Origin of the sequence: Nocardia sp. NBC_00565 (assembly GCF_036345915.1) — a bacterium.
Taxonomy (GTDB): Bacteria; Actinomycetota; Actinomycetes; order Mycobacteriales; family Mycobacteriaceae; genus Nocardia.
Genome location: NZ_CP107785.1, coordinates 3,854,596 through 3,873,761, shown reverse-complemented (window position 1 = coordinate 3,873,761; position 19,166 = coordinate 3,854,596). Strand labels below are relative to the sequence as shown.

General features: G+C 65.5%; 17 protein-coding genes and 2 pseudogenes. 9 read left to right on the top strand and 10 right to left on the bottom strand.

Translation table 11 applies throughout. The annotated features are described in order from the left end of the window. Positions 1–204 precede the first annotated feature (204 nt). Positions 205–513, bottom strand: a pseudogene (locus OG874_RS18525) (aldehyde dehydrogenase family protein); the annotation flags it as partial. Between the two features lie 233 nt (positions 514–746). Here OG874_RS18525 and OG874_RS18520 point away from each other — a divergent pair. The 4 genes and pseudogenes from OG874_RS18520 to OG874_RS18505 form a co-directional block, all read left to right on the top strand. After that, positions 747–1,298 carry a nuclear transport factor 2 family protein gene (locus OG874_RS18520; RefSeq protein ID WP_330256376.1) on the top strand — a complete coding sequence of 184 codons (552 nt, stop codon included), beginning with the start codon at positions 747–749 and terminating at the stop codon, positions 1,296–1,298. Between the two features lie 274 nt (positions 1,299–1,572). Further along, entirely contained in the window at positions 1,573–2,148 is a 576-nt protein-coding gene (locus OG874_RS18515; protein WP_330256375.1) for a TetR/AcrR family transcriptional regulator, read from the top strand. A gap of 275 nt (positions 2,149–2,423) precedes the next feature. Next, positions 2,424–3,776 (top strand): cytochrome P450, encoded by a 1,353-nt coding sequence (locus OG874_RS18510; protein WP_330256374.1) that lies wholly within the window; start codon positions 2,424–2,426, stop codon positions 3,774–3,776. Positions 3,777–3,869: 93 nt separating this feature from the next. Next, a pseudogene (locus OG874_RS18505) lies at positions 3,870–4,307 on the top strand (cholesterol oxidase); the annotation flags it as partial. 17 nt (positions 4,308–4,324) lie between these two features. Here the strand turns inward: OG874_RS18505 and OG874_RS18500 are convergent. Beyond that, a complete protein-coding gene (locus OG874_RS18500) occupies positions 4,325–5,410 on the bottom strand; it encodes an S-(hydroxymethyl)mycothiol dehydrogenase (protein ID WP_330256373.1) in 1,086 nt (361 codons plus the stop codon). A 171-nt stretch (positions 5,411–5,581) separates the two neighbouring features. Further along, positions 5,582–6,322 (bottom strand): glucose 1-dehydrogenase, encoded by a 741-nt coding sequence (locus OG874_RS18495; protein WP_330256372.1) that lies wholly within the window; start codon positions 6,320–6,322, stop codon positions 5,582–5,584. Between the two features lie 117 nt (positions 6,323–6,439). Here OG874_RS18495 and OG874_RS18490 point away from each other — a divergent pair, with 117 nt between their 5' ends. The 3 genes from OG874_RS18490 to OG874_RS18480 all read left to right on the top strand — a co-directional run bounded on the left by OG874_RS18490 (position 6,440) and on the right by OG874_RS18480 (position 9,571). Beyond that, positions 6,440–7,528 carry an NAD(P)H-dependent amine dehydrogenase family protein gene (locus OG874_RS18490; protein ID WP_330256371.1) on the top strand — a complete coding sequence of 363 codons (1,089 nt, stop codon included), beginning with the start codon at positions 6,440–6,442 and terminating at the stop codon, positions 7,526–7,528. A 224-nt stretch (positions 7,529–7,752) separates the two neighbouring features. After that, positions 7,753–8,898, top strand: coding sequence for an acyl-CoA dehydrogenase family protein (locus tag OG874_RS18485; RefSeq protein ID WP_330256370.1), 1,146 nt, complete (start codon positions 7,753–7,755; stop codon positions 8,896–8,898). Between the two features lie 25 nt (positions 8,899–8,923). Next, positions 8,924–9,571, top strand: coding sequence for a TetR/AcrR family transcriptional regulator (locus OG874_RS18480; protein ID WP_442943410.1), 648 nt, complete (start codon positions 8,924–8,926; stop codon positions 9,569–9,571). 26 nt (positions 9,572–9,597) lie between these two features. Here the strand turns inward: OG874_RS18480 and OG874_RS18475 are convergent, their stop codons facing one another. After that, a complete protein-coding gene (locus OG874_RS18475; RefSeq protein WP_330256369.1) occupies positions 9,598–9,966 on the bottom strand; it encodes a hypothetical protein in 369 nt (122 codons plus the stop codon). 316 nt (positions 9,967–10,282) lie between these two features. Here OG874_RS18475 and OG874_RS18470 point away from each other — a divergent pair, with 316 nt between their 5' ends. Continuing rightward, complete coding sequence (locus OG874_RS18470; protein ID WP_330256368.1) at positions 10,283–11,032, top strand: hypothetical protein; 750 nt, start codon at positions 10,283–10,285, stop codon at positions 11,030–11,032. Positions 11,033–11,043: 11 nt separating this feature from the next. Here OG874_RS18470 and ligD read toward each other — a convergent pair whose 3' ends face one another. The 6 genes from ligD to OG874_RS18440 form a co-directional block, all read right to left on the bottom strand. Continuing rightward, on the bottom strand, positions 11,044–12,054 hold the full coding sequence (ligD, locus tag OG874_RS18465; RefSeq protein WP_330256367.1) for a non-homologous end-joining DNA ligase: 1,011 nt from the start codon (positions 12,052–12,054) through the stop codon (positions 11,044–11,046). Beyond that, positions 12,054–13,139 (bottom strand): ATP-dependent DNA ligase, encoded by a 1,086-nt coding sequence (locus OG874_RS18460; protein WP_330256366.1) that lies wholly within the window; start codon positions 13,137–13,139, stop codon positions 12,054–12,056. The genes ligD and OG874_RS18460 overlap by 1 nt, the downstream gene beginning before the upstream one ends. Before the next feature lie 112 nt (positions 13,140–13,251). Beyond that, a complete protein-coding gene (locus tag OG874_RS18455) occupies positions 13,252–13,650 on the bottom strand; it encodes a cold-shock protein (protein WP_330256365.1) in 399 nt (132 codons plus the stop codon). Between the two features lie 31 nt (positions 13,651–13,681). Continuing rightward, complete coding sequence (locus OG874_RS18450) at positions 13,682–14,782, bottom strand: SPFH domain-containing protein (RefSeq protein ID WP_330256364.1); 1,101 nt, start codon at positions 14,780–14,782, stop codon at positions 13,682–13,684. Between the two features lie 46 nt (positions 14,783–14,828). Then, positions 14,829–15,062, bottom strand: coding sequence for a hypothetical protein (locus OG874_RS18445; protein ID WP_330256363.1), 234 nt, complete (start codon positions 15,060–15,062; stop codon positions 14,829–14,831). 65 nt (positions 15,063–15,127) lie between these two features. Further along, positions 15,128–16,045, bottom strand: a complete 918-nt coding sequence (locus OG874_RS18440; RefSeq protein WP_330256362.1) for a hypothetical protein — start codon at positions 16,043–16,045, stop codon at positions 15,128–15,130. A gap of 154 nt (positions 16,046–16,199) precedes the next feature. On the opposite strand from OG874_RS18440, the gene OG874_RS18435 reads away from it, so the two are divergent. Further along, positions 16,200–19,136, top strand: coding sequence for a tetratricopeptide repeat protein (locus OG874_RS18435; protein WP_330256361.1), 2,937 nt, complete (start codon positions 16,200–16,202; stop codon positions 19,134–19,136). Positions 19,137–19,166 lie beyond the last annotated feature (30 nt).

The window sequence follows — 19,166 nt, the reverse complement described above, 5'->3', positions numbered from 1 at the left end:
TCCAGCACGACCACGCGTGGCCGGCCCACCCGGTCGGCCGCGATCCAGGTTTTGCGCGGCAACGCGATCCGCGCCGAGATATCGGTCTCGGTCGGCGTGGTGATCCAGCCGTCGCCGGTGCGCGCGATCCACTGGAAGGTCGTTTCGGTCCCGGCAGCGCCGATGAGCACCGGGATATGCGACTGCACCGGTTTAGGCCAAGCCCAACATGACGGGTGCGCCCACCTCGGCGACCGTGATGGAGCGCAGATCGTCAATGTGCGCGCGCATAGCGTCGCGGAGTTGGCGCACGCAGTGGGCGCGGAACGCATGATCGCGGGACCAGTCGGTGCCGTCGAAAGCTTCCCGGGCGGCGGCGATGGCGGCGTCCATGTCATCGGCCGAAGCGTTGGCGGCGTGGCCGAGAGTTTTTTCGGTGGCGGGATTGATGGTCGCGAAGACGCCGGATCCGCCGGGGACCAGCTTGCCGCCGATCAGCAGGGAAGTGCCTTCGTCAGAAACAAGACCGCTCATATAGGTCTCCGATATGATGTCTGGACAGTTGTTCGGAATATAGTTCGGCCCGGCGATGCAGTGCAAGCATTGTTATGAACAGTTGTCGGTGCTACTGTCCAGACAAATGTCCATCTGCGTGTCTCTCTGGAATGTCCATCCAGCTCGTGCCCTGTGGTGCGCGCTACTCGCTCCGCCGCTTCGGCACCCCCGGGCAGCCAAGATTCACGCTGATCTGGAAAAGGACCACTGCTGTGACTGATTTCGATCGCGCCGAACTCGACGATATGGTGCAACGCTGGGTGCAGGCCAACAAGGACTGCGAGGCCGCAGGCGATTGGCGCCCACTCGCCGAGTTCTACACCGAAGACGCGACCTATGGCTGGAACTATGGCCCCACCCAGGAATTCATGGCCGTCGGCCGTAAAGAGATCCGCGAGTGGGCGCTCGGCACCGAGATGGAGGGCCTAGAAGGCTGGGTCTACACCTATCGGGACTTCGTCATCGACGACCGCAGCGGCAACATCATCGGTTTGTGGGAGCAGATCAGTGACGCAAAGCGCGCCGACGGCGCCAACTATTCGCCCGCTGGTATCGGCGGCAGCTGGTTCCGCTACGCAGGCAACTTCCAATGGTCCTGGCAGCGCGACTTTTTCGACTTCGGCAATGTCAGCGCCCTGTTCATGGAGATGATCACGAACAATGCGCTGTCCGACGGCATGCAGAAACGCATCAAGCGTTCGGTGTCCGGCGATCCGCTGCCGGGCTGGTACCAGATCGGCGCGGGCCCGACGCCGCTGTGGTGACCGAATTCATCCGCTGAAAGCATCGCCGAGTCGGACCGCGAGGCCGTGGCCAAGGCCGCCGACAATCTCTTCAGCGCCGCCGATCCGAAAATCAGGCAGGGGCGCGACCCCGCGGAATTCATTATGGCCCAGCTGGAATCTGGGCGCTCTGCCGCTTCCCCGACCAACGCGCGTGGCTGACCGACGAATTCGACAGGCGCATCGGTACGGCGATCGACGAATTCACGGCGTGGCAATTGCCCGAGTTCGGCAGTCCGTAGTAATGTCCAGACATATGTCTGAACTTGCGTACTCCGGAGCCGAAGCCACTCGGCGACGTCTGACCGAGAAGCAGGCCGACACCGTCGACCGCCTTACGATCGCGGTCGTCGAGGTGTTGTCTCGTGAAGGGTACTCGGGCACGACGATACGGCTCGTGGCTGCGGAGGCGGGGGTGGGCACGGCCACGGCGTACACGTATTTCTCCTCGAAGGAACATCTGATTTCCGAGGTGTACTGGCGCCGGTTGGCCGCCACGCCTCTGCCCGAGATGGATGGACTGGATCGAGTAGAGCGTGTGGACGCGATACTGCGCCAGATAGCGATGCTCCTTGCCGATGAGCCCGCATTGGCTGCGGCGGTCAGCAATGCGCTGCTGGGTGACGATCCCGATGTGAAGCACCTGCGGGTGCGGATCGGGGCCGAGATTCGCCGTCGGATCCAATTCGGGCTCGGCACGGATGATCAGGAATCGCTCGACATTCTCGAGTTGCTGTACTCCGGCGCTTTGCTGCGCGGCGGGATGGGGCACATGTCCTACTCGGAGGTCGCTGATCTGCTGGCGGCGTCCGCCAAGCGCCTGCTGAGCTGAGCCGGCGGGGCGGGGCGCGATGCAGTTCGGCGCCTGACGCGCGCCACATAGCCGCAGATGTGTCGCCGAACTCCGCGCGAACCTGCGGCAGCGGTTAGCGAACCATGAACACGCCCGAAATTATGAAGGCCGCCAATCGATTTGCCGTGCGCACACTCGGCCATCGTCGGCCCAGGCTGAATACGGCCGTGGTCTTGTACTGGATGTCCAACCGTAGTAGTGTCCGGACATGTGTCCATCACATGTTTGGGCAGGCATGCGGAAAGGATTTCCCAATGACACTGGTCAAGCCGCGGCGGGTATCCGGCGGAGCCGACGAGCACGGGCACCTCGAGGAGTTCCGCACTGATCCGATCGCGCTGATGCGGCGTGTTCGGGCCGAATGCGGCGACGTGGGGACCTTCGAGCTCGCCGGGCGTGATGTTGTGCTGCTGTCGGGTGCAGAGGCGAACGAATTCTTCTTCCGGGCCAGTGATGAGGACCTCGACCAGGGTGCTGCCTATCCGTTCATGAAACCGATCTTCGGCGAGGGCGTGGTATTCGACGCCAGTCCGGAACGCCGCAAAGAGATGTTGCACAACCAGGCGCTGCGCGCCGACTTCATGCGCGGGCACGCCGCGACCATCGCCGCCGAGGTGGATCGGATGCTGGCGACCTGGGACGACGAGGGCGAGATCGACCTGCTCGAGTTCTTCGCCGAGCTGACGATCTATACGTCCTCGGCCTGCCTGATCGGGCTGAAGTTCCGCAACGAGCTCGATTCGCGGTTCGCGCATCTCTACCACGAGCTGGAGCAGGGCACGGACGCGCTGGCCTACGTCGATCCGTATGCCCCGATCGACAGCTTCCGCCGCCGCGACGAAGCCCGCGTGAAACTCGTCGAGCTGGTGCAAGCGATTATGGACGGCCGCGCGGCGAATCCGCCGTCCGGTAAGGACTTTCGCGACATGCTCGACGTGCTGATGTCGGTCACGGACGAGAGCGGCGCGCCGCGATTCTCGGCCAGCGAGATCACCGGCATCTTCATTTCGATGATGTTCGCCGGGCACCACACCACCTCCGGCACAGCGGCGTGGACGACCATCGAATTGCTGCGTAACCCCGAAATATTGGACGCGGTGGTCACCGAGCTCGACGGGTTGTACGCCGACGATTCGGAAGTCAGCCACAACGCGTTGCGCCAGATTCCGAATCTGGAGGCGTCGCTGAAGGAGGCGTTGCGGCTGCATCCGCCGCTTATCATCGTGATGCGCATCGCCCGTGGCGAATTCGAGGTGTGCGGGCACCAGATCGCGGACGGCGATATGGTCGCGGCCACGCCCGCGGTCTCCAATCGGATTCCCGAGGACTTCCCCGAGCCGGACACCTTCGATCCGAGCCGCTACCTCGATCCGCGGCAGGAAGACATCGTCAACCGCTGGACCTGGATTCCCTTCGGGGCGGGCAGGCATCGGTGTGTCGGGGCGCCGTTCGCGCTCATGCAGCTGAAGGCGATCTTCTCGATCCTGTTGCGGGACTGGGAATTCGAGCTGTCCCAGCCGTCGGACACCTACCGTAACGACCACTCCAAGATGGTGGTGCAGCTGCAGCAGCCGTGCCGCGTCCGTTACCGCCGCCGGCGGCGGTAACTCACGACCCGACTCGGGCCGTCCGCCACCGGCATCTCCGGATGCCGGCGGTCGTTGCTGGTCGGAGCCACCGCCGGGATCGCGGCGGCGGCAATGGTTGTGCCGCTAGCCCAAGCCGGGATCGCGGCCCAGGTGCGCCGCGTCCGCCAGGTCCGCGACGAGCATCGCGTGATCGTGATCGGCGGCGGGGTCACCGCGCTGCGGCTGGCCGAGGCCGGGGTGCCGGTTCTGGTGCTCGAACGAGGGTTACGCTGGCCGACCGGTCCGAACGCCGACACCTTTCCGAGCGCGGCGACGCCCGACAAACGGGGGCTCTGGTACAAGTCGGCGCCGAATCTGTTCGGCAAGCCGGTGGCCTTCGACCTCTATCCAGGACTGTTGGAGGCCGTGCCGGGCGAGCGCATGACCGTACTGTGTGCAGCCGGTGTCGGCGGTGGATCGCTTGTCTACCAAGGGATGTCGCTGCAACCCGGACGGCACGTGTTCGACTCGGAGTTCCCCGAACAGCTGGACTGGGAAACGAGGAACCGTGACAACCAGTGCAGCGGTCACATAGTGACGACCGACCGCAAGACTTCCCCGGATTTCATGGTGGCAAAAGAGTCTTCGATATCGTCGAGGCCGATGCGTTCGGTGACGAACACGCTGAGCGGTAGTCGACCCTGCCGGTAGAGCGAGATGAGGGCTGGGAAGTCGCGTTCTGGGAGACAGTCGCCGTACCAGGACGATTTGAGGGCGCCGCCGCGAGAGAAGAAGTCCAGCAGTGGCATATCGATGCGCATCTCGGGTGTCGGCACGCCCACCAGCACCACGGTCCCTGCCAGATCGCGTGCGTAGAACGCTTGTTGCCAGGTCTCCGGACGGCCGACGGCGTCGATGACCACGTCGGCGCCGAAACCCGCTGTGTACTCCTGGATTCGGGCGATCGGGTCCTGCTCGTCCGCGTCGACGGTATGGGTCGCGCCGAGGTCGACGGCGGTGATCAGCTTCGATTCGTCCCGGTCCACCGCGATGATGGTCGTCGCGCCCGCGAGCCGGGCACCGGCGATCGCGGCCGCACCGACGCCGCCGCAACCGATCACCGCCACGCTGTCGCCACGCCCCACGCCGCCGGTATACATCGCGGCGCCCAAGCCCGCCATGACACCGCAGCCGAGCAGCCCCGCCACGGCCGGATCGGTGCTGGAATCGACTACGGTGCACTGACCTTCGTGCACCAGGGTCTTGTCGGCGAAGGCGCCGATGCCGAGTGCCGGTGTGAGCTCGGTGCCGTCGTCCAGCGTCATTCGTTGCTCAGCGTTGAACGTGTCGAAGCAGTACCACGGTCGGCCGCGGCGGCACGCGCGGCAGCGTCCGCAGACCGCCCGCCAGTTCAGGATCACGAAATCGTCGACCTGAACAGACGTGACCGAGTCACCGACACGGTCGACTATGCCGGCCGCCTCATGGCCGAGCAGGAACGGAAATTCGTTGCTGATTCCGCCTTCTCGATACGTGAGATCGGTATGACAGACACCGCATGCCAGCACACGGACGATCACCTCGTGCGGTCCGGGATCGGGGATGCAGATCGGCACCACCTCGACGGGCGCGCCGACTTCGCGGGCGATGACACCGCGGACGACCTCGGTCATCAGGACCACCTTTTGCGGGGTTGTTGATGGTGGGAGAAGAAGGCGCTCGGCCCCGGACCGCGATCAGGACGACCCCACTGTCGCGGTACGGGGCCGAGCGGATGTCCGGAGCAACGAGGCAGCCGAACTAGCAGGGGTTTGGGAGCGGTCGGCCGAATCGACCCCGGGGGTTCAGGAAGTCTTGTGTGGCACCCCGGTGACCAGGCCACCGTCCACGATGAACTCCGATCCGGTGGCGTAGGAGGATTCGTCGCTGGCCAGGAAGACGACGAAGGTCGCGACTTCTTCAGAAGTACCGGGACGCCCGAGTGGGATTGTGACCATGTCGTCGGGGATGCCTGCGGTCATCGGTGTGCGAATCAGGCCGGGGTGCAAGGAATTGACGCGAATGTTGTGCTGGGCGAGTTCCAGCGCCGCCGACTTCGCCAGGCCGCGCACACCCCACTTCGAGGCGACGTAGCCGTGTGCCCACGGTGCACCACGCAAGCCCTCGATGGAGGAGACGTTGATGATCGAACCGCCGCCCGCGGCGATCATCGGCTCGACGACAGCGCGCATACCGAGGAAGGTGCCCGTCAGGTTGACGTCGATGATGCGGCGCCACTTGTCGAGATCGAACTTCTGCAGCGGTGCGCCATTGGCGATCCCGGCATTGTTGACCAAGACGTTCAGCGTGCCGAACTCGTGCTTCGCCAGCGTGACCGCGGCGTCCCAGTCCGCTGGATCGCTGACGTCGAGGTGGACGAAACGCGCTGCGTCACCGAGTGTTTCGGTAATCGCCTTGCCTTCGTCGGCGAGCACGTCGCCGATGACGACCTGTGCTCCCTCGGCCACCAGCAGTTGAGCGTGTGCGGCGCCCATTCCACGGGCGCCGCCACTGATGAGTGCCACTTTGCCGTCTACACGTCCCATGGTCGCCACGCTAGCATGTGATCGGAACCTTATCCAGACTAGTGTCTGGATATATGAATGGACTATGGACCAAATTGTGGTCCGGTCGCTTCAGGACTGCCTTTGAGGAGAACTTTCATGCCCATTCGCGTAGCCCACATCGGCACCGGGAACGTCGGCCGGCTCGCACTCGCCGGTCTGATCGAAAGCCCCCGCTACGAGCTGACCGGCGTGTGCGTCTCGACGCCGGGCAAGGTGGGCCGGGACGCCGGTGATCTCGCCGGGCTGGACGCGCCGACCGGTATCGCAGCGGTCGACACCATCGATGCCTTGTTGGCGACCGAACCGGAATGTGTCGTCTACTGCGCGATGGGCGACACTCGCATCCAGGAGGCGATCGAAGACTGCCGCCGGATCTTGGCCGCGGGCGTCGACGTCGTCGGATCGGCTCCCGGAATGTTGCAGTATCCGTGGAAGGTGTTGCCCGGTAAGTACATCGATCAGGTGGAACAGGCGGCCAAGGAGGGGAATTCGAGTCTGTTCGTCACGGGTGTGGATCCGGGCTTCGCCAACGATCTACTGCCGTTCGCGCTGGCGGGTACCTGCCAGCGTGTCGAGCAGATCCGCTGCACCGAGATCGCCGACTACGCCACCTACGATGGCGCGATCGTCATGTTCGACGTGATGGGGTTCGGCAAACCACTCGACGAGCTGCCGATGCTGTTGCAGCCCGGCATCCTGAGCATCGCCTGGGGTGCCGCGATCCGGCAACTGGCGGCGGGCCTCGGCATCGAGCTCGATGCGGTGACAGAGGGCTACGAGCGCGTTGTTGCCCCTGAGGCGTTCGATATCGCGGCGGGCCGGATTCCGCAGGGTGGTCTCGCGGCGCTGCGTTTCGAGGTGCGCGGCATGGTCGGGGATCGGCCGGTGATCGTGGTCGAGCACATCACGCGCTTGCGCGAGGACCTGTGCCCGGACTGGCCACAGCCCGCGCAGCCGGGCGGGTCCTATCGTGTCGAAATCGTCGGTGAGCCTTCGTACCTCGTGGATATCTGTCCCACCAGCCGGAAGGGCGACCACAACCACGCGGCCATCGTGGCGGCCGCCGGGCGAATCGTGAATGCGATCCCCGCAGTGGTGGCGGCCGAACCGGGCATCCGGACGATGCTAGATCTCCCGCTCGTCACCCGGCCCGGCATCTTCGCCCTGGAATCTTCTACTGTTTGAAGCGGCCCGCGAAGGCCCGCAGCGGCAGGTCTCGGTGATATAGCAGCCCTGGACGTTCCAGTGCGGCTCGGTGTGCGGGGTCATCTGCCATTCGACCGCATTTCAGCCTCATGAACCCGTCTCGACCTGCTGTGTGCCGCTTTGTTGACATCATGCCAATAGTGCGCCAGTCTGATGACGAGACGCGGGTGCGGAGGCTCGCGCGATAGGCAAAGGATTCTGCGATGGCACGCGCCGCATGGAGTGACGACGAGGTCGAGGCGGTACGGGAACTGGCGCGAACCTACTTCGAGAAGGAAGTCGTCCCACACGAGGAGAAGTTCGTCGCCCAGGGGCATCCCGACCGTGTGCTGTACAACCGGGCCGGTGAACTCGGCCTGCTGTGCGCCGCGATCCCGACCGAATACGGCGGCGGTGGCGGCACCTTCGCGCATGAGGCCGCCATCATCGAGGAACAGGCGTTCGCGGGTGACGGCGCACTCGGCATGCCGGTGCACAGCGCGATCATCGCGCCCTACATCCACCACTTCGGCACCGAGGACCTCAAGCAGCGGGTACTGCCCAAGGCCGCGACCGGTGAAATGGTGCTGTCCATTGGCATGACCGAACCGGGCACCGGCTCGGATCTGCAGAACATCAAGACCCGCGCGGTCCGCGAGGGCGACGAATACGTCATCACCGGCTCGAAGATCTTCATCACCAACGGCTGGCTCTGCGACGGCATCATCATCGCCGCCAAGACCGATCCGACCAAGGGCGCCGCAGGCGTCTCACTGATCTTCGCCGAGGTCGGCGACGATACCCCCGGCTTCACACGTGGCCGAATCCTGAACAAGATCGGCGGCAAGGCCCAGGACACCGCAGAGCTGTTCTTCGACGGCCTGCGGGTGCCCGCGTCGAATCTGCTGGGCGAGGCCGAGGGCCAGGGCTTCTATCAGATGATGCAGCTGCTGGCCCAGGAGCGCCTGGTCACCGGCCTCATCGCGGTCGCCATGATGGAAAAGGCGGTGCGGCTGACCGTCGACTACACCAAGGGCCGCGAGGCGTTCGGCAAGCCGCTGTTCGCGATGCAGAACACCAAATTCGAGATGGCCGAATGCGCGACCATCGCCAAGGTGAGCCGAATCTTCCTTGACGACTGCATTGTCAAGCATCTGCGCGGCGAACTCGATATTCCCACTGCTGCAATGTCGAAGTACTGGCTCACCGATCAACTCGGTATTGTGGTCGATCGCTGCCTGCAACTGTTCGGCGGCTACGGCTACATGACGGAGTACCCGATTTCCCAGCTCTACACCGGCGCCCGCGTGCTGCGCATCCTCGCGGGTAGCAACGAGGTGATGAAGGATCTCATTGCCCGGTCACTCTGAGATCGCCGCGAGCGACTGTCCGGCGATCGTCGGCGACAACACCTCCTCGGTGGTCACCGAGGAGGCGCAACCGCGCAGGCGCAGACTGGAACCGGACGAGCGACGCGCGCAGATCCTCGAATGCGCGATCGACATGTTCGGCGAGCGGCCGTACGCGGCGGTCTCCACCGCGGAGCTCGCACAGCGCGCTGGGGTCGCGCGCGGTCTGATCAACCACTACTTCGGCAACAAGCGCGATCTGTATCTCGCGGTGGTGCGCCGGATGGTCACGCTGCCGCGCCTCGACGATATGGTCGCGCCGACCGGGACCGATCGCGAGCGCGTCGAGGCCAGCGTGCACTGGCTGCTGGACGTGATCTCCGAACACGGCAGCACCTGGGTCAAGGTGACCAGCCACGAGGGCGTCGGTGACGATCCCGAGGTACAGCACATCCTGGACCAGGCCGACGACGCGGCCGCCGAGCGGTTGCTGTTGATGGTCGGTCGCGCGGACTCGGCCCACAGCACGGAGTTGCGCGCGTTGGTCCGCGCCTTCGGTGGACTGGTGAAAGTCGCCGGTCGGGAATGGATCACCCGCGGCACGCTCACCCGCGTCCAGGTGCATGTGCTGCTGGCCGACATGCTGATGACGCTGATCGCCGAAACCATGCCGAAGGTGGACCGTGGCCACTGACCCGGTGTCCAGCTGCGGCTGGTGGGTCAACCCGTCAATTCGGTCGGCGGTGCGCCCGCGGCCAAGCCGCGCTCGGTGGCGCTGTAACGCACCGGGCGCACGTGTCCCGGCGCGTGCCCGCCCCGGCCGTACTTCAACTCGATGATTTCCTCGCGGCGGTGCTCCACCAGCAGCGCGCCGATGCCGGTGATCCAGAGCGCGGCCGTGGCGATCGCGCCGATCTGCGTCCAGCCGGTGAAGCCGTATCCGGCCGCGGTGAGCGTGCACGCCATGGCGACGATGCCCAGTGCGCACAGAATGATGCCGGGGATGTTGTAGTCGTCACCGAGTAGGTCGCCCGCATGGGAATGCCACGGCCGAGCGCCTTGTCCTGTCGAATCGGCTTTGCCGCGCATGGATCCTCCTGTGCTGAAGGGGCAACGCATGGGTCACACGTTGTCGCCACCAGCATGGACCTCGCCACCGCGACACGCGAGTGCCGTTTGCCGGGTTGTTACTCCGGTGCTCGAGTTGCCCGCCGCTGAATCCTGGTTCGGCACGGTCGAGTACGGTCGGAGTTGACATGGCGGCATTCGCGATTACGGTTTGATGACGATTGATCGGCCGTTTGGGATGATGTTGCGGCCATTGCCCCCTATCCTTTGTCGATATCGGGGCGGTCCGGGCAGTTCGAGGTTCCGGCGCGGTTGGTGGTGTGGAAGAGGGACCTGGATGGCACGGACGGACAACCGTGAGCGCGAGCGCTGGCCGGAGGCACCGGCCGAAGAGTACGAGCAGGAGGTGGGGTCGGTCGGCCGTTGGCCGGAGCCGGACCAAACCGACCGGTGGCCGGAGGCCGAGCCGCCGAACCGGAGCCGTCGCGCGGGTCGACTACGGGTGGAGATCCCGCCCATCGTCAACCCGTATGCCGTCGTCGCGCTCGTGGCCGCGCTGCTCGGTCTGTTCCCGGTCGGGATCGTGTTCGGGTTCATCGCCTTCAGTCATCCGCGCGGTAAGACGATGGCGACCTGTGCGCTGCTGCTCGGGGTGATCGAGGTGGTCGGGATCGCCGGGTTCGTCGTACTGTCGGGCAGCAACTTCTCCGACGCGCTATCCGGGGCGACCCGGAACCCGACCGTATCGAGTGTCTCGCTGCCCTCGACCATCGCCCAGACCGTGGCGCCGCAGCCGACGGTGGCGCCCACCGTCGCGCCGCCCCCGGTCACGACGACCGCGTCGGCGGTGACGCCGAAGAAGGGCACGGTGTGTACCGATCCCGGGCGCATCGGCACCGGGGCGGACGGATCCACACTGCTGTGCCTGGCCAGTGGCGGCGTGTACCAGTGGAACGGCCCGTACACCATCGGAGGAACCACGGCCGAGGCCGGGACCAAATGCGACGGTTCGACGAAGAGCGCCCGCACGGCGGACGGGCGCGCCCTCACGTGTGAAGGCAAGGCATGGGTGCTGTGGACCGAATAGCCCTCCGGTAGCTAGCCTTCCGACTCCGCCTTCTTGGCCCGGCTCGGCTGCACCCGCGGCGGCTCGTTCGGCATCTTCGGATATTGCGGTGGCCACGGTGCGTCCATGAGCCCGGACGCCATATCCCGCTCCGACATTTTCAGCAGTGGCTCGATGGATTGAGCCGGGCGCTCCGCCCACGGATCACCGAGTTCGGCCAGCCGCGCGGGAACGGTCGCGATGGTCAATTCCTCGGGGACCACGGTGTCCAGATCGGACCAGGAGATCGGTGTCGAGACCTGTCCACCGACCTTCGGCCGCACACACCACGCACCGAAAACCGTTTTGTGCGGCGCGTTCTGGTTGAAGTCGATGAAGACGCGGCTGCCGCGCTCCTCTTTCCACCACTGCGCGGTGATCTGGTCCGGATGTCGCCGTTCCAGCTCACGGGCCAGCGCGACCGCGGCCGCGCGGACCTGGTAGCCGTCCCACTCCGGTTCCAGCGCAACGTAAATGTGCAGACCGCGCGAACCTGAGGTCTTGATCCAGGAGTCGATGCCGAGTTCGGTGAACAGCTCCCGGGTGAGCACAGCGGCGTGCTTCAGATCGTCGAAAGTGATGCCGGGGGATGGGTCGAGGTCGATGCGCAGCTCATCGGCGATGCTGAGATCGTCGATGTGATTGGGCCAGACGTGAAAGCCGAGGCAGCCCTGATTCACCGCCCACAGAATGTGTGCGAGATCGTGCGCGACCAGTGCGTCGCTGGTGGTGCCGTTGGGTGTGGAGACCTCGACGGTGTGCAGCCAGTCCGGCGCGGATTTCGGCACCCGCTTCTGGAACCACGACTTCCCCGACGCCCCATCGGGATACCGCTCCAACAGCAGTGGCCGATCGCCCACCACCTTCAGGAACGGTACGGCGACGGCCTGGTAGTACCGCACGAGATCGAGTTTCGTCTCACCGCGCTTGGTGAAATAGACCTTATCGGGATTGCTGATGGCGACGGTTCTGCCGTCGACCTCGATATCGATCGACGCACCCATTACTTGCCCCCGGCTTCACTGAAGATGGCGCTCAACTCGGCCGGTGCGACCTCGTCGAGCTGCGCGTAGGTGCACGACTCCGGTGTGCGGTCGGCGCGGAAGCGAACCAGCCTGCCGCCGTGGCGCAATCGGCCGGATTGCACGTGTTCGTAACGGACCTCGGCGACCAACTCCGGGCGCAGGGCCTCCCAGGACAGATCCTTGCCGCCGGTCCAGCGGCTCACCCCGCCGGGCATCTTGCCGTCGGCCTTCGCCTGCGCGGCCGCATCCGCCCATTCCCGCCACGGGTGGTTCGCCAATGCGTTCTCCCGCAACGGTTTCAGCTCGTCCACCAGCGACTTGCGTTTGGCCGCCGTGAAACTGCTCGCCACCCCGACATGATGCATATTGCCCTCGTCGTCGAACAGTCCGAGCAGGAGCGAGCCGACGCCCTCGCCGTCCTTGTGCCAGCGGAAACCGGCCACCACACAGTCCGCGGTGCGCTCGTGCTTGACCTTGAGCATCACCCGCTTGTCCTGCAGATAGGACAGATCGTCGGCCTTGACCATCACACCGTCGAAACCCGCGCCCTCGAAGCGGGTGAACCAGTCCTCGGCGACATCGGGATCCTGGGTGATCGGCGTGAGATGTACGCGGGCGAGTTCGGTATCGAGAATGGTTTCGAGCAACCGCCGGCGTTCGGCGAACGGTTCGCCGGTGAGGTCCTTATCGCTGAGGGCCAGCAGATCGAACGCGACGAAACTCGCGGGGGTTTCCTTGGCCAGCTTGTTGACGCGCGAGGCCGCCGGATGCAGTCGGTTCTGCAGGGTATCGAAATCGAGTCCCTCATCGGTGACCACCACGATTTCGCCATCCACCACGCATTTATTCGGCAGCGCCGCCTTCAGTAGTTCGGCGACCTCCGGGAAATAGCGGGTGAGCGGACGGTCGTTGCGCGAACCGAGTTCCACCTCATCGCCGTCGCGGAACACGACACAGCGAAAACCGTCCCATTTCGGTTCGTAACTCAACCCCGGCTCGCGTGGCACCGACGGCGCCGTTTTCGCCAGCATCGGCCGCACGGGTGGCATCACCGGTAGGTCCACAGGATCCTCCTCGGGTCGTGTCCTCACCGATGTCGACGTCGCGGGCGACATGGATTCATCGGTGCGGGCTCCGGCTCGATCGTAGATCTGCGGACCGACAAGATCGTGAACTTCAGTCGAGCCAGCCGTGCTGGTCGGCGAAGGCGGTGAGGCGGTCGCGGATGGTGAGGATTTCACCGGCGGTGAGGGCTGGGCTCGCGTCGAGTAGTAGCTCGGTGATCAGGCGCTTGTGTTCGGTGGCGGTCAACTGGCCCGAGGACGACCTGTCCTTCTTGTGCCGTGGCGCCGGTGGAATCGGCTGACCGCCCACTACCGCCAGGTTGACCGCCTTCGGCCCGCGATCCCCCTCGGTGACATCGAATTCGAACACCCGGCCTTGGCGCAACTCGTCCTCGTCCAGCCCGATGTCGTTCACATGAACGAACACATCCGGGCCACCATCATCGGGCCGAATGAACCCGAATCCCCGCGAACTGTCGAACGACACCAATTTCCCGATGGACACCAACACCTGCTCCTCGCGCCGTCGCTACTCGGCCACTTTAGCCCGCATTATCCCCGTCGTTGGATGAAAGCGCCTTTTGTAACGAGTTGAAAACAGTGAGGCCCTGACCGACCATTCCGTTGACCAATTCGCCGACACCGTCCGGTCCGTTGAGCACCGTGAGGTTGGCGTTTGCCAGTCCGTTGGAGGCCTGCTTGACGATTTCGGGCAGCTGCTCGATCAGTAACTGATCCAACGCGATCCGGTTGTTCGAGGCCGCGGCCTCGGCCTGGATCCGGGTCCGGTCCGCTTCCGCCACGGCGAGGATGCGCACCCGTTCTGCTTCGGCCAGTGCGGGTTTCACGACTTCGGCCTGCAGTTGCTGTTCGCGCAGTTCGGCCTCCTTGCGGGCCTGTTCGGCCTGCGCGGTGAGCACCTCCTGCAGCGCTTTGGCCTCCGCGAGCGGACCGGCCTGTGCCGCTTCGGCATTGGCCTTGTCGATATCCTGCTGATACTGCGCCTTGAGAATGGCGGTCTCGCGCTGATATTCGGCTCGGCGGCGCAGCGATTCCTGTTCGGCCTCGGCGGCGACCTGTGCGGCCTGTGATTGTGCGATCTGCGCATCCCGCTGTACCGCCGCATTGTGCGGTGCGGCGAGTGCGGTGATGTACCCGAGATTGCCGTCATCGATGGACTGGATTTGGAACGAATCGACCCACAGGCCGATATTGCTCATCTCCACCTTGGAGGCCACCAGCACCTCGTCGGCCAGCCGCTGGCGTTCGCGGATGATCTCCTCGACGGTCATCGAGCCGACGATCGAGCGCAGATGTCCGGAGAAGATGCGCCCGGTCAGCACCGACATTTCCCGCTCCTGTTCGGACAGGAAGCGTTGGGCCGCATTGACAATCGACTGGGTGTCATTGGCGACCTTGAACGCGATCACCGCGCGCACCTCGAGCTGGATGGCCTGCTTGGTGACGCACCGCTCCTTGATCTCCGCCTCGAACATCGCCAGCGACAGATAGCTCACCTTGCGGAAGAACGGCATCACCCATTTGCCGCGCCCGATGACAACGCCGAATGGCGCGTTATCCCTGCTCTTGGCGCCGCTGACCAGCATTGCCTCGTCAGGATCCGGAACGTGATAACCCAGCACAGTGCCTCCATAACAGTTTCGTACTTCGTAGATCGTGGTCGCGATATCACATTTCGTCGGTCTGCGCGGGCACCAGCGGAATCCAGGGCACGACGTCGACGATGCGGCCCGGATGTACCGCGATGATCAAGACAGATTCCCCTGCCGAGATCGGCTCGGCCGCCCGTGCGATATATATCTCCGTGCCCCCGCGAATCGCAACCAATACTTCGCCGAGCGTTCCGGCGCCCCGGATCGGCGAGGTGAGCGTACCCGTCAAACCTTGCGCGGGGTCGGTCATCGCGGTGAACTCCTCGCACTCGGCGCCAGAGTTGTCAGCGTACGCGCGATCCCGGCGCGCTCCGGTTACGACAGGGACTCGGCAATGATCCGTCCGACCGATTTCTTGGTGAGATAGTGCGCCGCATCGTGTGGACTCGAACCATTGTCGAGTTCGGGATGGGTCGTCGGGACCACGTCATGTCCGGGTGCGGGCGGGAAATAGGGCGCGAGATCCAGATGGGCCGCGACGATATCGTCGCGGTCGGCCAGATTCTCCCAACGGGTGAGCGCGGCAGGGACGGTCGGCGGTTGCGGTCGTAGCAGCGGATAGATGATGGACTGCAGCGCCAACGGCGAACCCAACGTCACCAATGCCGCGGGCTGCCGGGTGCGATGCATCGCTTCATAGGCGACCACCGATCCGAGCGAATGTCCGATGACGAGCCGGGTCTCCGGACCGATCAGGTCGAGCACTTGCCGTTGCGCGAATTCGCGCACCGTATCCTCTGCCAGATATTTGCTGACCTGTGTCAGCGACTGGTTGACGAATTTACCCGCCATACCGAAACCGAAGGGCGCGAACCACTTCAGCTTGGTCAGCGCATTCGCCGCTGGCCTGGCCTTGCGCCCGAAACCCTGCGCGCCCTCGGCGCCGAGCGCCGAATTGTCCAGGTACCGCTGCGCTTCGAGTCGATCTCGCTGATCGGCCGCCTGCCCGGCGGCGATCGCCAGCCAGGCCTCGGCAAGCCGCTCGGTGAGTTCGGACTCCTCGCCGACCGGCGCACCGCCGCCTTGTGCGCCGGGATCCAGAAAAGCATTGCCGTAGAACGCCATTCGCACTTCGAGCACACCGGGGCGTTGCCCGCGCCACAGCTGATCCGCCAGCTCGGCGTGCCCGGCCGTGCGTACCCCCGCCGCTAGGGCCGGAAGCCATTGGGCCTCCAATAGATCCGCACCGTATTGCTCCTGTGCGATCCCGTGTACCAGCACTATCGCCGCCATCAGCCGCCCCCGTGTCACTTGCCATGATGTCGTGTTCGGGTACCTTCCTACCACGCGCGGTGGCCGACCCTTTCGAGCGACCTGCAAGCAGTCGCTACGGCGTCGGGGTGTCGAGGGTCGTCAGGGAGTCGATGGTGGGAATGGTGGTGCTGGCATGGGAGGAAGGCTCGCCCTGATTGTCGGATCGGAGTGTGCGGCGCTGGCGGACCTAGGGTTCACCGGTGAGCTGGCCGCGGGGTTGTACGGGAGTCTGACCGCGGCCGGCGGGTGGCGGGCGGCGACCGCGAATGCCGGGCCGGTGCTGAATCCGACGGTGGCGCAACTGGTTGCGGCGGTCGACGAGGCGTTCGAGGCGGCGGCGCGGGAGCAGGCGACGCTGCTGATCGGATTCGTCGGGCACGGCACGGCGACCAGTGCGGAGGATTTCTTTCTGCTCGGCCATGATTCGCCCGCGGTACCGACCTCGCATACGGCATTCCATCTGACGCAGGAGATTCGGGAGCGACTGAATCAATCGGCGTTGGACGGACTGGTGGTACTGGTCGACGCGTGTGAGACCGAGCAGGGTGTGCTCGGCGCGGCCCGGCGCTGGACCGATCTGCTGTCGCGGGCGTCGGGTCGGATGGAGTTGCTGGTCGCGGCCGGTGACGGGCCTGCCTATGCGGGATGTTTCACCCGGACGCTGTTGTCCACCTTCGCGGCCGGATTGCCCGCGCGCGGTGAGAATCTGCTGCCGTCGGATCTGGTCGATCCGATCGCCGCCGCGTGTACGCGGCAGCAGCCGGAGCATCTGTCCTTCACTTCGGGCACCGTATCCGCAGCTGAGGGCGGTGATCCCGGCCTGTGGCTGGTGCCGAATATCGCGCGCCGCGGTGATGCCGTAGCGGGCCGTCCGGCAGCGGGTTTCGTCGATCACCTGACCCGCAGACTGTTGCTGACCCCGGCCGTGCGCGAGACGCTGGACGATATCGTCGGATCCGGCAGCTACCGGTTGCGTGGCGTGATCGGACCGCCCGGTGTCGGCAAATCGACGCTGCTGGCGATGCTGATCCGACCCAGCCTGGTCGACACGCTCCCGGTCGCACCCGAATACATTACGGCCGCCGTATTTTTGACAGTCAGCAGTTCCGTCGAGGCGGTCGCCGCGGAACTGTCCGCGCAATTGAGCACCCGGCTGCCCGGATTTCGCGCCGCGGTAGCGGTCGCCCGGGCGCGCGCCGAACACAGCGCCACCGAACTCGATGTCTTCGATATCGAAGTGCGACAACCGCTGGCGGATTTGGGCGGCGGGGGTCGCCGGGTCACCATCGTCGTCGACGGACTGAACGAACCGGAGCGCGGCACCCAGCGGCTGCTGGTCGCCGCCGTCGCCGAGTTGACCCGTCGACCCGAGCTCGCGCACGTCCGGGTAATCGCCGGGATCCGGCAGGGACTCGGTTTCGAGGACGATCCGGCGCTGTCGCAAATGCACCGGATCGTGGTCGCCGAGCCGGTCGCCGAGGATATCGCCGCGATCGTGGAATCGTCGGGATATGCGCGCGCCGCCGTCGACGAGCAGGAGTGGGTCGGCTGGATCGACGCGCGGCTCGCCGAAACACCCACGGCACGTGCCGATTCCCCGGCGGCCGCGGCGGGCTGGCTGCTGGCCGGGCTGCTGGCCGAGGTCGCCACCGAGGTCACCGATCGGGTGGTGGCCGAGGATATCGGTGTCGACGGTCTGGTGGCGCTGCGGGTCACCGCCGCCGTGCGCTCGGCGGCGGGTGACGGGCCGAATATCGCGCCGAATACCACCGATGCCTGGGCCATCGGTGCGCTGCTCGGTGTACTGGTCGCGGCGGGTGTCGGTCCGGTGCTGCCGCTGGAACTGCTCGACGTGGCCATGCGTGAGCTCGGTGCCGACGCGAGTATCGCTGGAATCCGGGATCTCACAGCGGGTTTGGGCGTGCTGGTCACCCGGAGTCGTCCGGGCACCGACGACGAATCGCTCGGCATCACCCACGCGGCCCTGATCCCTGGTCTGACCGACGAATGCGACCGGCTCGGCGTCCATATCGAAGACGCGCACCGGGCCGTGATCGCGGCCATCGAAGCGGGCACCACCGATCGTGCGGCCACGTATGCGCGCGGCGCGGCGGTCCGGCACTATCTGGCCTACGGCGACGCGGCCGCCGCCTTCGGCTATCTCGAATCGCTGGAAACCCCACGCGTGGTCGACAATCGGGATCTGTGGGCCGCCTGGTTGCCGAGCTTCACCGCCGCCCTGGGCCCGGACCATCGCGTCACACTGCTGGTGCGCAACCACCTCGCGAACTGCCACGGCCGCAGCGGCGATTTCGCCGCCGCAGTCGATGCGCTGGAAGAGTTGGCCCGCGACCAGACACGCGTGCTCGGCGCCGATGACCTCGATACGGTGACCACCCGCTACGACATCGCGGATTGGCGCGGCCACACCGGTCAGCTGGAGCGGGCCGTCGCCGAATTCGAACGACTCGTCATCGATCACACAAGGATTCTCGGCACCGATCACCCTTGGACGCTGCGCGCCCGCAACAGCATGGCCTACTGGCGCAGCGAACGCGGCAGCCTGCGCCGCGCGGTGCTCGAATTCGAACAGCTGATCGCCGATCAGCAACGCATCCTCGGCCCGCTCGACCCGCAAACCCTGCGCACCCGACTGCATCTCGCGCGTTCACGGGCCATGGCGGGTGAGCTGGCGCGGGCATTCACCGAATTCGAGCTGCTGCTGGTCGACCAGATCCGCGTCCTCGGCCCGGATGACGCCCAGACATTGCGCACCCGCATCAGCGTGGCGCGCTGGCGTCGGGAAAGCGGCGAAACGACCAGGGCCATCACCGAATACGCGACCCTGCTCGCCGATCAGCTGCGCGTTCTCGGCCCGGATCATCCAGACACTCTGCACACGCGCAACTGCCTGGCGGGCTGCCACGGCGAAGCGAGCGATGTCGGCACCGCCATCACCGAATACGAACTGCTGCTGGTCGACCAGATCCGGGTCCTCGGCCCCGACCATCCGCACACCCTGCTCACCCGCAGCAACCTGGAATATTGGCGCGCCCGATCCGGCGGATAGTGGGCCCGCGGCGGCGATACTGTTCTTGCG

What these genes read in the sequence shown, in the direction of transcription:
- OG874_RS18515 (WP_330256375.1), top strand. Translation starts at nt 1,573, where the DNA reads ATGTCTGAACTTGCGTACTCCGGAGCCGAAGCCACTCGGCGACGTCTG.
- OG874_RS18510 (WP_330256374.1), top strand. Translation starts at nt 2,424, where the DNA reads ATGACACTGGTCAAGCCGCGGCGGGTATCCGGCGGAGCCGACGAGCAC.
- OG874_RS18500 (WP_330256373.1), bottom strand. Translation starts at nt 5,410, where the DNA reads ATGACCGAGGTCGTCCGCGGTGTCATCGCCCGCGAAGTCGGCGCGCCC.
- OG874_RS18495 (WP_330256372.1), bottom strand. Translation starts at nt 6,322, where the DNA reads ATGGGACGTGTAGACGGCAAAGTGGCACTCATCAGTGGCGGCGCCCGT.
- OG874_RS18490 (WP_330256371.1), top strand. Translation starts at nt 6,440, where the DNA reads ATGCCCATTCGCGTAGCCCACATCGGCACCGGGAACGTCGGCCGGCTC.
- OG874_RS18485 (WP_330256370.1), top strand. Translation starts at nt 7,753, where the DNA reads ATGGCACGCGCCGCATGGAGTGACGACGAGGTCGAGGCGGTACGGGAA.
- OG874_RS18475 (WP_330256369.1), bottom strand. Translation starts at nt 9,966, where the DNA reads ATGCGCGGCAAAGCCGATTCGACAGGACAAGGCGCTCGGCCGTGGCAT.
- OG874_RS18470 (WP_330256368.1), top strand. Translation starts at nt 10,283, where the DNA reads ATGGCACGGACGGACAACCGTGAGCGCGAGCGCTGGCCGGAGGCACCG.
- ligD (WP_330256367.1), bottom strand. Translation starts at nt 12,054, where the DNA reads ATGGGTGCGTCGATCGATATCGAGGTCGACGGCAGAACCGTCGCCATC.
- OG874_RS18445 (WP_330256363.1), bottom strand. Translation starts at nt 15,062, where the DNA reads ATGACCGACCCCGCGCAAGGTTTGACGGGTACGCTCACCTCGCCGATC.
- OG874_RS18440 (WP_330256362.1), bottom strand. Translation starts at nt 16,045, where the DNA reads ATGGCGGCGATAGTGCTGGTACACGGGATCGCACAGGAGCAATACGGT.
- OG874_RS18435 (WP_330256361.1), top strand. Translation starts at nt 16,200, where the DNA reads ATGGGAGGAAGGCTCGCCCTGATTGTCGGATCGGAGTGTGCGGCGCTG.